The 12,192-nt window shown below is 71.1% G+C and carries 12 protein-coding genes; 3 read left to right on the top strand and 9 right to left on the bottom strand.

All coding sequences use genetic code 11. The features are described from left to right. Window positions 1-2 precede the first annotated feature (2 nt). Window positions 3-818 (bottom strand): SDR family NAD(P)-dependent oxidoreductase, encoded by an 816-nt coding sequence (locus tag BMW85_RS08550; protein ID WP_091080628.1) that lies wholly within the window; start codon window positions 816-818, stop codon window positions 3-5. 115 nt (window positions 819-933) lie between these two features. Here BMW85_RS08550 and BMW85_RS08545 point away from each other — a divergent pair, with 115 nt between their 5' ends. Next, on the top strand, window positions 934-2,544 hold the full coding sequence (locus BMW85_RS08545) for a DUF4434 domain-containing protein (RefSeq protein WP_143082143.1): 1,611 nt from the start codon (window positions 934-936) through the stop codon (window positions 2,542-2,544). A gap of 21 nt (window positions 2,545-2,565) precedes the next feature. On the opposite strand, the gene BMW85_RS08540 is transcribed toward BMW85_RS08545, so the two are convergent. Then, on the bottom strand, window positions 2,566-3,471 hold the full coding sequence (locus BMW85_RS08540; protein WP_091079106.1) for an arginase family protein: 906 nt from the start codon (window positions 3,469-3,471) through the stop codon (window positions 2,566-2,568). A gap of 29 nt (window positions 3,472-3,500) precedes the next feature. Between BMW85_RS08540 and BMW85_RS08535 the strand changes: the two genes are divergently transcribed. Continuing rightward, a complete protein-coding gene (locus BMW85_RS08535) occupies window positions 3,501-4,046 on the top strand; it encodes a CGNR zinc finger domain-containing protein (protein WP_091079103.1) in 546 nt (181 codons plus the stop codon). Between the two features lie 24 nt (window positions 4,047-4,070). Further along, complete coding sequence (locus tag BMW85_RS49330) at window positions 4,071-4,235, top strand: hypothetical protein (protein WP_177240556.1); 165 nt, start codon at window positions 4,071-4,073, stop codon at window positions 4,233-4,235. Here BMW85_RS49330 and efeB read toward each other — a convergent pair. The 7 genes from efeB to BMW85_RS08500 form a co-directional block, all read right to left on the bottom strand. Then, window positions 4,205-5,449 carry an iron uptake transporter deferrochelatase/peroxidase subunit gene (gene efeB / locus BMW85_RS08530; protein WP_245774696.1) on the bottom strand — a complete coding sequence of 415 codons (1,245 nt, stop codon included), beginning with the start codon at window positions 5,447-5,449 and terminating at the stop codon, window positions 4,205-4,207. The two genes, BMW85_RS49330 and efeB, sit on opposite strands and share 31 nt — an antisense overlap. Before the next feature lie 42 nt (window positions 5,450-5,491). Further along, on the bottom strand, window positions 5,492-6,637 hold the full coding sequence (gene efeO, locus BMW85_RS08525) for an iron uptake system protein EfeO (protein ID WP_091079099.1): 1,146 nt from the start codon (window positions 6,635-6,637) through the stop codon (window positions 5,492-5,494). Window positions 6,638-6,648: 11 nt separating this feature from the next. Next, window positions 6,649-7,479 carry an iron uptake transporter permease EfeU gene (efeU, locus tag BMW85_RS08520; protein WP_177240555.1) on the bottom strand — a complete coding sequence of 277 codons (831 nt, stop codon included), beginning with the start codon at window positions 7,477-7,479 and terminating at the stop codon, window positions 6,649-6,651. A 98-nt stretch (window positions 7,480-7,577) separates the two neighbouring features. Further along, window positions 7,578-8,948 carry a glycoside hydrolase family 5 protein gene (locus BMW85_RS08515; RefSeq protein ID WP_091079094.1) on the bottom strand — a complete coding sequence of 457 codons (1,371 nt, stop codon included), beginning with the start codon at window positions 8,946-8,948 and terminating at the stop codon, window positions 7,578-7,580. An 8-nt stretch (window positions 8,949-8,956) separates the two neighbouring features. Continuing rightward, window positions 8,957-9,799 (bottom strand): carbohydrate ABC transporter permease, encoded by an 843-nt coding sequence (locus BMW85_RS08510; RefSeq protein WP_091079093.1) that lies wholly within the window; start codon window positions 9,797-9,799, stop codon window positions 8,957-8,959. Then, window positions 9,796-10,755 (bottom strand): carbohydrate ABC transporter permease, encoded by a 960-nt coding sequence (locus BMW85_RS08505; RefSeq protein ID WP_091079090.1) that lies wholly within the window; start codon window positions 10,753-10,755, stop codon window positions 9,796-9,798. Before BMW85_RS08505 ends, BMW85_RS08510 begins: the two co-directional genes overlap by 4 nt. Then, window positions 10,752-12,044 (bottom strand): extracellular solute-binding protein, encoded by a 1,293-nt coding sequence (locus BMW85_RS08500; RefSeq protein ID WP_245774695.1) that lies wholly within the window; start codon window positions 12,042-12,044, stop codon window positions 10,752-10,754. The genes BMW85_RS08505 and BMW85_RS08500 overlap by 4 nt, the downstream gene beginning before the upstream one ends. Between the last annotated feature and the right edge of the window lie 148 nt (window positions 12,045-12,192).

Genomic DNA, 12,192 nt, shown 5'->3' with positions numbered 1-12,192 from the left:
CGTCAGGGCAGGATGGCGTCCACGTAGCCGCCGTCCACCCGCACCGCCCCGCCCGTGGTCGCCGACGCGTACGGTGAGCTGAGATAGACCACCATGTTGGCGATCTCCTCGGGCTCGATCAGCCGCTGGAGCAGCGACTGCGGCCGGTGCTGCCGCATGAACGCCCGCTGCGCCTCCTCCCACGGCAGGTCCCGGTCCACGAGCTGGTAGACGAACTCCTCCACGCCGCCCGTGTGCGTCGGCCCGGCGATCACCGAGTTGACCGTCACTCCGGTGCCCGCCGCCTCCTTCGCGAACCCACGCGAGACGGCCAGCAGCGCCGTCTTCGTCATGCCGTAGTGGATCATCTCGGCCGGGATCGTCACCGCCGAGTCGCTGGCGATGTACTGGATCCGCCCCCAGCCGCGCTCCTTCATCCCCGGCAGGTAGGCCCGCGTGAGCCGCACCCCGGCCAGTACGTTGACCTCGAAGTAGTGCCGCCACTCGGCGTCGTCGATCTCCAGCGCCGGCCGGGCGCCGAAGATGCCGAGGTTGTTGACCAGGATGTCCACCTGCGGGAGCAGGCTCAGCACCTGGGCGCACCCCTCCTCCGTGGAGACGTCGCCGGGCGCGGCGACCAGCTCGGCCGCCGCGGCGGCGGGCAGGCCGTCCGGCGCGCCCGGGGTCATCCGCTCGATGGCCGCCGCCACCCCGCCCTCGCTCCTGCCGTTGACGCCGACCCGGGCCCCTGCCCGCGCCAGCCCGGCGGCGATGGCCGCCCCGATGCCCTGGGTCGAGCCGGTGACGAGCGCGGTCTTCCCGCTGAGATCGATGCGCACGATGTCGTACCCCCCTTTGGGGCCCATTTTTGCGTGCCCCGCTGGGGCGGGCGCGCACCGGGGTCGTTTTTCGCCCGGCCACGGGGCAGATCGACTACGTAGGCTGGAGCCGGGCGTGGAAGGGGCGTGGGTGCACCGGATCCTGTGGGTCGTGGCGGCGATGACGGCCGTCGCGGGGCTCGTCTGGGTGGTCGTCGGGGTGGTCGTGCCGGCCGTGTCGGAGGGGCCGGCACGGGAGCCGGAGGAGTGCCAGCCGCGCGACACGCGGGTCAGCGCTCCCTATGCGGTGACCGGCTACTGGGTCATCCCGCGGGCCGACCCGTGCGTCACCCGGCGCATGGTCGAGGCCGTGCACCAGATCGGCGGCGACACGCTGATCACGTTCGGGCCGCGGTTCGACGCGGGCGAGCCCGATCCCGGCTTCGCGGACTGCGTCGTGGACGGGCGGCCCTGCGCCGAGGTGCCGGGCAGGCGGGTGCGGCACGTGTACACGTACACGACGAGCGAGGAGTTCGGGCCGGGACTGCTGCGCTGCCAGGGGCTGGACCGGCGGGTCGAGGCGGGCGAGCGGGTCTTCTACCGGGTGTCGCTCGCCGCGTCCTGCGACGACCCGGTCCATGACCTCGTGCTGATCTCCACGGACGGCGACGGGCTCGGCAACCTGATGACCGAGGCGGCGGCGTACGGGATGAAGGTCTTCCCCGGGCTGCCCGCCGCGTCGCAGGAGCCCGGCAAGACCTGGGAGCCCGACCACGACCACACGGCCGCGCTGACCGCGTTCACCGGGCGGGTGCTGGCCGACTACCGGGCGCGGTTCGGCGGGTCGGCGGCGTTCGCGGGGGTTTACCAGTCGTTCGAGCTGGCCATGCGCGACCGCGCGCCGGACGATCCGATCATCAAGCTGTACGCCGCCCAGCACGCGACCGTCGCCGCCACGCTGCCCGGCCGGACGATCCTGGTCAGCCCGTACATCGACGCGCGGCGGGGCCGCGGCTTCCCGCCCGAGCAGGCCGGGGACGGGCTCGCCGACCTCGCCCGTACCCGGGCGGGCGCGCCCATGGCCGTCGCGGTGCAGGACGGCAGGGGCACCGGCAAGGTCCCCGTGCACGGCCCGCACGAGCGGGACGCCAAGGTCGAGCCGCGCCTGGTGCCCGTGGTCGGCGACGTCAGCAACGCGCAGGCGTACTACGGGGCCACCAGCGACTACATCGCGGCGGCGGCCCGGCGGGTGCCGCCCGGCGTGCAGCTCTGGGTGAACATCGAAGGCTTCGAGCCCTCGCCCGTGGACGGCGAGTGCGGGCGGGTCGATCCGCTGCCGCTGCGCGGGCGGACCACGAAGAGCCGCCTGGACCGGCAGGTCATGGCCGCCGGCACGCACGCCCAGAAGATCATCTCGTACGGGTGGGACCCCTTCTTCACCTGCCAGGCCCGCTACGACACGCCCTCGCTGGCCGACGACATCGCGAGCGGCTGGCAGGAGCCCATCGTGGTCAGCGCCGTACGCAAGGACATGAACGGGCAGGCCGGCATCCTCGTCGAGGGTCACAACCTGCGGGGCGGCACCCTCCGCTTCGAGCCGGAGGGCGTGACGGTCGAGCAGGGCTGGTACGGGCGGGGGCGGCTGGAGTCGGCGTGGGTGCCGTACACGCCTTCGGCCCCATGGACCGCGATCACGGCGACGAACGGGGCCGGCGAAAGCAGCACCACCCCCTACGTCATGCCCTAGGTGACCCTTGGCATTGATCATCTAGTTCCCGGTCAGGGCGTCGACCAGGATGTCGGCGAGCACTGCGGCCTGGCTGCCGTCCTCGTCCAGGTCGGGGTCCAGGATGGTCACCTCCAGCCCGGCCGCCCCCGGCAGCGCCAGCAGGCCGCGTAGGAGGGCGGTGAGCTGGGCGGCGTCGAGGCCGCCCCGGGTTGGGGAGTCGACGGCGGGCAGGACCGACGGGTCGAGGATGTCGGCGTCCACGTGGATCCAGAACCCGTCCAGCTCGTCCCGGACCAGGACCTTCCTGGCCTGGTCGAGCCCGAGGTCGAGGTCGAGGTCGCTGCCGGGGACGTACGCGAGACCGCTCTCGGCCAGCTCGGGCAGGTCCTCGTCGTCGCGGACGCCGAGCAGGATCACGTCCTCGTCCCTGACGTAGGGGCGCAGGCCGTCGAGGTCGGTCAGGTAGTCGTCGCCGCGGCCGGTGACCAGCGCCACGTCCTCGCCCGCCGCCGAGCCGACGTGGGGGGAGTTGCCCAGGTGGCGGAAGTCGGAGTGGGCGTCCAGGTAGGCCAGCCCGTACCGGCCGGTCCGGCGCAGCGCCAGCGCGGGGCCCAGCAGGATCGAGCAGTCGCCGCCCAGCAGCACCGGGAACCCGCCGTCCGCCCGGATCGCGGCGACCCGGTCGGCCAGCCTCCTGGCGTAGGCGGCGATGGCGGGGCCGTTGCGCACGCCGTCGCCCGGCTGCCAGGTGGCGACGTACCGGGGCGGGACGAGCGCGCCGGCGTCGGCGGCTCCGAGCCGCGCCACGAGACCCGCGTCGCGAAGCGCCCAGGGGGCCTTGTAGCAGCCGGGGACGACATCGGGCGCGGGCGGGCGCAGGCCGAGGTTGGACGGCGCGTCGAGCACGGTCAGCCGGCGGGTTGCGTCAGGGGTTATGATGCTCATACTCGTGACGCTAGCAAAGGGGAGGGCGGATGCGCCAGTTCGCGGAGACCGGATTGGTGGCCATCGACCTGGCCAACACGTGGGACGAATGGCTCGACGCCCCGGAACGCCTCCCGGACGTGGCGGCACTGGGCCGCTTCTGCCATGAGCTGGGCGAACCGGCGGGCGCGCCCACCGACGCCGACCTCGGCGCCGTACGGCGGGTGCGGACGCGGCTGCGCGACGTGCTGGCCCACGACACCCCGGAACTCCGCACCCACGCCCTGGCCCGGTGGTCGGCCGAGCTCCCGATCGCCGCGACCGTCGAGGACCACGACGGCACCCCACGCCTACGCCTCACCGCCGATCCCGAGCGCGGCCGGGCGCCGCTCGCGGCCCGCCTAGCCGTACGGGCCGTCGCCGACCTCCTCGACCTGGCCTCCTCCGGCGACTGGGACCGCCTGCGCCTCTGCGCAGCCCGCCCCTGCCGGGACGCCTTCGTGGACCGCAGCCGCCCGGGCCGCCGCCAGTTCTGCTCGACCCGCTGCGCCAACCGCGCCCACGCCGCCGCCTCCCGCGCCCGCCACCGTGGCTGAGCTCCCTCGGCTCCCCTGCGTCACATGACGATGACGGCCGGGACGTTACTGGCAGAAGAGCTCGCCTGGCTGCCTGACACCGAACGCCACGAGTGCGTACGCGAACTCCTCGCCCACCTGATGGCGGGCGACGGCCCCGACGTCCCCCGCCCGCTGGATCAGGGTTCGAAGAGGGTGCGGCCCCAGTAGTCGGAGGCGTCGCGGACGCCTGGTGGGCAGGCGAACAGGCCGCTGGAGACGTGCTTGATGTACTCGTTCAGCGGGTCCTCGCGGGCCAGCCGCATCTGCACCGGCACGAACTGCTTGCGCGGGTCGCGCTGGTAGGCGATGAAGAACAGGCCGGCGTCGAGGCGGCCGAGCCCGTCGGAGCCGTCCACGAAGTTGTAGCCTCGGCGCAACAGGTGCGCGTTGCCGTGCGAGCTGGGGTGGGCCAGCCGGATGTGGGCGTTCGACGCGATGTGGGGCTGCCCGTCGGGTCCCTTGGCGGCGAAGTCCAGCGGGTCGAACTCGCGTTTCGCGCCGAGCGGCGCGCCCTCGCCCTTGTCCCGCCCGAAGATCTGCTCCTGTTCGGTGAGCGAGGTGCGGTCCCAGGTCTCGATCGTCATGCGGATCTTCCTGGTGACCAGGTAGGTGCCACCGGTCATCCAGGCCGCGCCGTCCCCGGCGTCCGCCCAGAGCTGTTCGCGCAGCAGGGCCGCGTCCTCCAGTTTGAGGTTGTTGGTGCCGTCCTTGAAGCCCATGAGGTTGCGCGGGGTCGCCTGGGCGCGGGACGTGGACGACGTACGCCCGAAGCCGAGCTGCGACCAGCGCACCGACACCTTGCCGAAGCCGATCCTGGCCAGGTTGCGGATGGCGTGCACGGCGACCTGGGGGTCGTGCGCGCACGCCTGCACGCAGAGGTCCCCGCCGGAGATCTCCGGCACGAGCTGCTCGCCGGGGAACTTCGGCAGGTCGGCGAGGGCGGCGGGCCGCCGGTCGGCCAGCCCGAACCGCTTGTCGAACAGCGACGGCCCGAACCCGACGGTCAGCGTCAGCCCGGAGGCGGGCAGCCCCAGCGCCTCGCCGGTGTCGTCGGGCGCGGCGGCCGGGTCGCCGCCCACCGCGCCGAACGATCCGGCCTCCTTGCCCTGCGTGAGCCGGGCCGCGGCGGCGGTCCACTCCTGGAGGAGGTCGATCAGCTCGGCGCGGTCGCCGGTGGTGACGTCGAAGGCGACGAAGTGCAGGCGGTCCTGGGCGGGGGTGACGATGCCCGCCTGGTGCTCGCCGTAGAAGGGGTAGGGGGCGGAGGTGGAGGCGGCGTGCGCGACGGGCGGCTCGTCGAGCAGCGACCGCGCGCCCACGGCACCCGCACCGGCCACCGCCGCGCCGGCCGCGCCGAGCCCGAACAGGCTCCTCCGGCTCATCCGCCGTCCGTTCCCGGAGGGGTCGGACATGGGGTCCTCCCGCTACTTCGCCACCACAGGGGCGATCTTGCTGATCGGTTCGCCGAGCGCGTTGATCGCGTCGGACAGGGTCTTGAGCTGCGCCTTGGACAGCTCGTCGTGAAGCTGCCAGCCGTCGCCCTTGCGGTGCGCCTCCAGCGCCGCCTCGGCCGCCGCGAACTTCTCGTCCAACGTCTTTACCAGGTCGGGGGCCCGTTCCTCCAGCACCGGCCTGAGCGATTGCACGGCGGCCTTGGAGCCTTCGAGGTTGGCCGCGAAGTCCCAGAGGTCGGTATGCGACCAGATGTCCTCCTCGCCGGTGATCTTGCCGGTGGCGACCTCGTCGAGCAGTTCCTTGGCGCCGTTGGCCAGGTTGAGCGGGGTGAGCTCGGCGGCGTTGGCCTTGCCGACGATGGTCTTGACATCGGCGATGAGCTTGTCGGCGATCGGGCCGTCCTCGCTGACGTCCTTGTGGATCCACAGGTCCTTCTCGATCCGGTGGAAACCGGTCCACTTCTCGCCCTCGGCCAGGTCGGCCTCGCGGGCGTCGATGGCCGGGTCGAGGTCGCCGAAGATCTCGGCCACCGGCTCGATGCGCTCCCAGTACGTCCGCGCCACCGGGTACAGCGCCTTCGCCTCGTCGATCTTCCCCGCCTTGACGGCGTCCACGAACTCCTGCGTCTTGACCAGCAGCGTGTCGCTCTGCGTCTTGATGTAGCGCTTGTAGCCGGTCACCGCGGCGGCGAGCTGGGCGTCGGCGGTGAGCGGCTTGTGCTCGCCGGTGACCTTGAGCGGGTTGCGGATGCCCTTGCCGACCATGCCGGGCTTGCACGCGGTCTCGTACGTGCCGGCCGGCAGCTCGGCGATGAGCTCCCGCGTCAGGCCGGGCACGATGTTCTCGACCTCGGCCATGATGCGGTCGCCGGCGGCGAGCACGTAGAACTCGGTCACCTTGCTGCCGCCGTTGGTGATCGTGAACGTCGTGGTGCCCGCGGTCACCTCCGTCACCGGCACCTCGCACGCGGTGTCCGACGCGGCCACGGCGATCTTCCCCGGCGAGCCGGACGCGGCCGTCGCGCCGCCCGCGCCGCTGTCGGAGGAGGAGGAGCCGCAGGCGGTGAGCGCGGCCACGGCGAGCACGCCGGTGGACAGGCGGAGGACGGTACGCATGGTGCTCCTGTTCAGGCTGCCGCGGTCGGCGCCGCGGGCAGGGACGTCCGCCGCGGGCGGAGGAAGAGGACGAGGGCGGGCAGCAGGTAAGCGGCCCAGGCGACGACCTCGGCGACGCTGGGCTGCGGGGTGATGTTGAACATCCCCGCCAGCAGTGTGCCGTACCAGGAGTCGGCGGGCAGCGCGGAGCCGAGGTCGAAGGCCGGCGTGGCGAGGGCGGGCAGCACGCCCGCCTCCTGGAGGTCGTGCACGCCGTACTTGAGAATGCCCGCGGCGACCACGATGAGCAGCAGCCCGGTCCAGGTGAAGAACCTGGTGAGGTTGATCCTGACTGCGCTGAGGTAGAGGCCCCAGCCGATGGCGACCGAGGTGAGCACGCCCAGCGTGATGCCGATCAGCGGCGTGGTGGTCGTGGCGGCGCCCTGCGCGGAGGCGAAGAACAGCAGGGCGGTCTCCAGCCCCTCCCTGGCGACGGCGAGGAAGGCCATGACGGCCACGGCGAGCCGGCCCAGCTCCAGCGCGTCGCTCAGTCTGCCGCGCAGCTCGCCGGAGAGCGTGCGGGCCGCCCGCCGCATCCAGAAGATCATCCAGGTGACGAAGACGACGGCCAGCAGCGAGGCGATCGCCTCGAACAGCTCCTGCCCCGTGTACGCCAGATGGGCCGCCGTGAAGGTCAGCAGCGCGCCGAACGCCGCCGACAGGGCGACGGCCACGCCCACGCCGGCCCAGACCTGGGGGAGCCGGTCCTTGCGGTCGCTCTTGACGAGAAAGGCGACGAGGACCGAGACGACGAGAGTCGCCTCCAGGCCCTCGCGCAGCCCGATGAGATAACTGGCGAACACGGACACTCCCGCGGGGTTCTTAGGTAAGGCTCCCCTAAATTAGAGCTCCCGCGGCGTTCTGTCCATGCATGCCCGGTGTGTTCGTCGTCACCCCGTCCCTAGTCGCCCGCCAGACTGCCGGCCAGGAGGTCGAGCAGCGGTTCGCGGCGCACGCACCGCTCCAGCAGGAACGAGTCCGCGAGCGCGGTCAGCTCGTCGTCGCCGAGCCCGCGGAACAGCTCGGCGTACTCGGGGAGCAGCGCCTGCGCGAACAGGATGTGCCTGATGAGATCGTCGCTCTGGTAGCGGGCGCCCCACGGGTAGGGGTCCCAGCCGGGGAACTCGGTCTCGATCAGCTCGTGCAGCGGCCCGAGCACGTCCGCGGCCTCCTCCATCGTGGACCCCCAGCGGTCCGCGCCGAGCCGCCGCTTCTTGGCGAGGAACCCGCCGAACCGCTCCAGGTAGGGCCCCGCCGCGTGCACCAGCCCCTGCAACCCCACATCCTTGTACGTCCACAACGACCAGCCCGCCCCCTCCGCGTCGTAGATCGCGAGCTGGTCGCGCAGGATCTGGTACCGCTGCGCGTCCTTCTCCGGGTCACCGGTGTAGACCGGCCCGAACTCGCCCACCCACAGCGGCGTCCCGGTCTCGCGCTGGAAGCGGGAGCGCTTGGCGAACGTCCGCTCCAGCTCGTCCCGGTCGCACCACTCGCCCCGCGTGTGCCCGGGGTACGGTCCGCCGTGGGCGAAACCGGCGAGGGCGTAGTCGTGCATGACGAAGACCGTGTTCTCGTACACCTCACGGAAGATCGAGAAGTCGGTGGAGTAGGTGTTGCCGTCCAGGAACAGCACGTGGTGCGGGTCGGCACCGCGCACGGCCTTCACCAGCCGGTCGTAGAACGGGCCGATCACCCGGCCGGTGACGTCGGCGGGCTCGTTCGCCGGGTTGTAGCCGGCCACCCACGGGTTGTCGCGGTAGTGGTCGGCCAGGACCTCCCACAGGTGCACGACCCGGTCCTGGAAGTGGCGGTGCCGCCAGAACGCCGCCACGTGGGTGGGGTTGTCGGAGTGCCAGTGCTGGTTCTGCGAGCCGGGCAGCGCGTGCAGGTCGATGACGCTGTAGATGCCGTGCGCCCCGAGCAGGCCGATCACCCGGTCGAGGTGGCGGAACCCGCGCGGGTCGATCTCGAAGGGCCGCTCGTCCGACTCCCAGTGGCGGTAGTTCACCGGGATGCGCACGCAGTTCATGCCGAGGCCGGCCAGCAGCTCGGCGTCCCGCTCGGTGAAGAACGAGGTCAGCAGGCGGTCGAAGAACAGCTCGGCGCGCTCCTCGCCGAGCACGTCGCGCACCGCGTCGCGCATCGAGCTCTCGTTGGCGGGATAGCCGGTGACGAAGTTCTCCATGTTCATCCAGCCCCCGAGGCCCACCCCGCGGAGGCGCACCGGCGTGTCGTCTTCCGTGACGAGGTGGTTTCCGGACACACGCAGCATGTCAGAGGTCATCCCTTCGTGGCGCCGGCGGTGAGCCCGCCGACCAGGTGGCGTTCCGCGACGGCGTAGAACCCGAGCGCCGGGATCATGGCCAGGACGAGGTAGGCGAGGATGCGGGCGGTGTCGGAGGCGTACTGGCCCTGGAACTGCTGGATGCCGAGCGGCAGGGTCCAGTTGGCCTCCTCGGTGAAGACCACCAGCGGCAGCATGAAGTTGTTCCAGCTCCCGACGACGGCGAGCACCGAGACGGTGGCGATGGCGGGCTTGGCCATGGGCAGCAGGATCCGCCAGAAGAACCCGAACGGACCGCACCCGTCGATGATCGCGGCCTCCTCGATCTCCCCGGGGATGCTCCGGAAGAAGCCGCGCAGGATGATGATCGTCAGCGGCAGGCCGAACGCCGCCTGCACGAGGATGACGCCGAGCGGGTCGCCGAGCAGGCCGAGCGCGCGCAGCAGCACGAAGATCGGCAGGATGGCCACCGCGAACGGGAACATCAGCCCCGCCGTGAACAGCGTGAACAACACCTCCCTGCCCCGGAAGGCGAACCGGGCGAAGACGAACCCGGCCAGCGCCGCCACCCCCACCGTGAGCACGGTGGTGACGACCGCGATGAACGTGCTGTTCCAGAGCTGCAGCCAGAACGACGACGAGGCGAGCACCTCGGTGTAGTTGCCGGTCACCCAGGTCGAGGGCAGCCCGAACGGGTTGGTGGACAGCTCGCTGTTGCGCTTGAACCCGCCGAGGGCCGCGTAGACCACCGGGATCAGGACGAACGCGCCGACGACCCACGCGATGAGGTGCAGCGGCAGCGTGTTGCGCCGGGGCGTCTGCTTCTTGCCGCGCGTCATCTGCGGCCTCCCATGCTGGTGGTCGCGCCCTCCAGGTCACGGCGCATCACGAACCGCTGGTAGAACAGGGCGAAGACGAGGGCGAGCACGAACATCACGACGCTGATCGCGCTGGCGTAGCCGACCTGGGAGCGCTTGAACCCCCACTCGAACATCGTCACGGCCATCGTCTCCGACGAGTGCGACGGGCCGCCCCCGGTGAGGATCCAGACCAGGTCGAAGAGCTGGATCGTGTAGATGACGGACAGGAAGACGCTGATCCGGATGGTCGGCCCGAGCAGCGGCAGCGTGATGTGCCTGAAGGTCCTCCAGCCGCTCGCCCCGTCGATCTGGGCGGCCTCGATGAGCTCGCCGGGGATGTTCTGCCGGCCGGCCAGCAGGATCATCATGTGGAAGCCGAAGTACTTCCAGGTCATGACGAGGAACAGCGACGGCATCACCGTGTCCGGGTCCGCCAGCCAGTCGGAGTCGGCGCCGAACAGCGCCAGCACCTGGTTGGCCATCCCGGCGTCGGGCGCGAGGATAAGCGAGAACAGCACGCCGGTGATCACTTCGGACAGCACGTACGGCGCGAAGAACACCAGCCGGTACACCGCCCGGCCGCGGATGCGCTGGTTCAGCAGCAGCGCGATGGCCAGCGAGAGCGGCAGCTGCACGCAGAGCGACAGCAGCACCAGCACGAGCAGGTGCCACAGGTCCCGCCGGAAGATCTCCGTGCTGAACAGCCGGGTGAAGTTGTCGAAGCCGATGAAGTTGGTGGGCAGGCCGCCGAACCCGTTCCAGCGGAACGCGCTGGCGTAGAAGGCGACCAGGATCGGCGCCACGACCAGCAGCAGGAACAACACCAGCGCGGGCAGGACGAACAACGTGATCGTCAATGCCCGGCCGCGGCGCCTGGCGGCAGGGGCGGGGGCCGGAAGCTTGACCGCCTCCGGCCCTCGGGTCAGTGTCGTCATTCTTCCGTCTTCGCCACTTCGGTGATGGCCTGGGCGACCTGCTCAGGCGTCTTGGTGCCGGCGATCAGCTCGGCCACGCTGTCGTTGACCTGCTGGCCGACGGCCGGCGGGTACGCCTGGTCCAGGTAGAGCTGATAGCCGGTCGCACCGGCCAGCTTCGTGGCCACCTCCTTGAGGTTGGGGTCGGTGACCGCGCTCTCCTCGCCCTTGAGCACCGGCAGCACGCCGCCGGCCTGGACGGCCTTGGTGTGGTTGTCCATCCGGGTCATGAACTTCACGAAGTCCACGGCCTCCTTCGGCGCGTCCACGCCGACGGCCAGGCCGCCGCCTCCGCCGAACGCGTCCGTGGCCGAGCCCTTGCCGCCCTCGACGGCGGGGAACGGGAAGAAGCCGAGGTCCTCGCCGAGGCCCTTGCCCGCGTCCTTCTGCACGGACGGGGCCCACTGGCCCATCAGCTCCATGGCGGCCTTGCCGTTGCCGATCGTGGCGGCCTGCCCGTCGGGCGTCGAGTAGGCCGCGCCGAGGAAGCCCTTCTGGAACGGCTGCAGGTCGGCCAGGGCCTTCACCTGCTGCCCGGCGGCGACGAAGTCCGGCGTGTTGAAGTTCTTGTCCACGGCCGCCTGCTTGAGCGCGTCGAGCCCGGCGATGCGCATGGCGAGGTAGGCCCAGTAGTAGTGGCCGGGCCACTTCTCCTTGCCGGCGAGGGCGATGGGGGTGACGCCGGCGGCCTTGAGCTTCTTGACGTCGTCGAGGAACTCCGACCAGGTGGCGGGCGGCTGCGTGATGCCGGCCTTGCCGAAGAGTTTCTTGTTGTACCAGAAGCCGACCATGCCGATGTCGGTCGGCAGGCCGTAGATCTTGCCGTCGAACTGGTACGCGCTGAGCGATGCCGTGGTGAAGCCGGGCAGGATGTCGGCGACGTCGGAGGAGAGGTCCTTCACCAGGTCGGCGTCGATCTGCTGCTTGAGCACGCCGCCGCCCCAGGTGGCGAAGATGTCGGGGGCCTTGCCTGACTGCGTGATCGTGGTGAGCTTGGCCTTGTAGGCGTCGTTCTCCAGGACCGTCGCCTTGATGGTGACGTTGGGGTTCTGGGCCTCGAACTCCTTGGCCCGCTGCGCCCACAGCGTCTTCAGCGGCTCGGCGGTCGACAGGTGCCACCACTCCAGGGTGACCTTCGCCGGGGCGGCGCTCTCGCCGGACCCGGAGGCCGCGGTGCCGCCACCGCCACCTCCGCCGCCGCAGCCTGCCACGAGTACCGCGGTCGCGATCAACACCACACTGCGTTTCATTCCGAGGGGTCCCTTCTCTGCTGGGCGGAGCATGCTGAGCCTGGCGGAACAGAAAGAAACTTTCGTTTAACCCCCGATATTTTCTTTGCCCGGAGCTTAGGTAACCTTGAAGTAACGCGTCAACACCCCCGCTCCGAGCGACGCCGAA

Origin of the sequence: Nonomuraea wenchangensis (assembly GCF_900111685.1) — a bacterium.
Lineage (GTDB): Bacteria > Actinomycetota > Actinomycetes > Streptosporangiales > Streptosporangiaceae > Nonomuraea > Nonomuraea wenchangensis.
This window is presented reverse-complemented; position numbering and strand designations above follow the sequence as displayed.

Bases quoted from the DNA above. Each gene is read 5' to 3' on its own strand.
- BMW85_RS08540 (WP_091079106.1), bottom strand. From the start codon at position 3,471: ATGAGCATCATAACCCCTGACGCAACCCGCCGGCTGACCGTGCTCGAC.
- BMW85_RS08535 (WP_091079103.1), top strand. From the start codon at position 3,501: ATGCGCCAGTTCGCGGAGACCGGATTGGTGGCCATCGACCTGGCCAAC.
- BMW85_RS49330 (WP_177240556.1), top strand. From the start codon at position 4,071: ATGACGATGACGGCCGGGACGTTACTGGCAGAAGAGCTCGCCTGGCTG.
- efeB (WP_245774696.1), bottom strand. From the start codon at position 5,449: ATGAGCCGGAGGAGCCTGTTCGGGCTCGGCGCGGCCGGCGCGGCGGTG.
- efeO (WP_091079099.1), bottom strand. From the start codon at position 6,637: ATGCGTACCGTCCTCCGCCTGTCCACCGGCGTGCTCGCCGTGGCCGCG.
- BMW85_RS08515 (WP_091079094.1), bottom strand. From the start codon at position 8,948: ATGCTGCGTGTGTCCGGAAACCACCTCGTCACGGAAGACGACACGCCG.
- BMW85_RS08510 (WP_091079093.1), bottom strand. From the start codon at position 9,799: ATGACGCGCGGCAAGAAGCAGACGCCCCGGCGCAACACGCTGCCGCTG.
- BMW85_RS08505 (WP_091079090.1), bottom strand. From the start codon at position 10,755: ATGACGACACTGACCCGAGGGCCGGAGGCGGTCAAGCTTCCGGCCCCC.
- BMW85_RS08500 (WP_245774695.1), bottom strand. From the start codon at position 12,044: ATGAAACGCAGTGTGGTGTTGATCGCGACCGCGGTACTCGTGGCAGGC.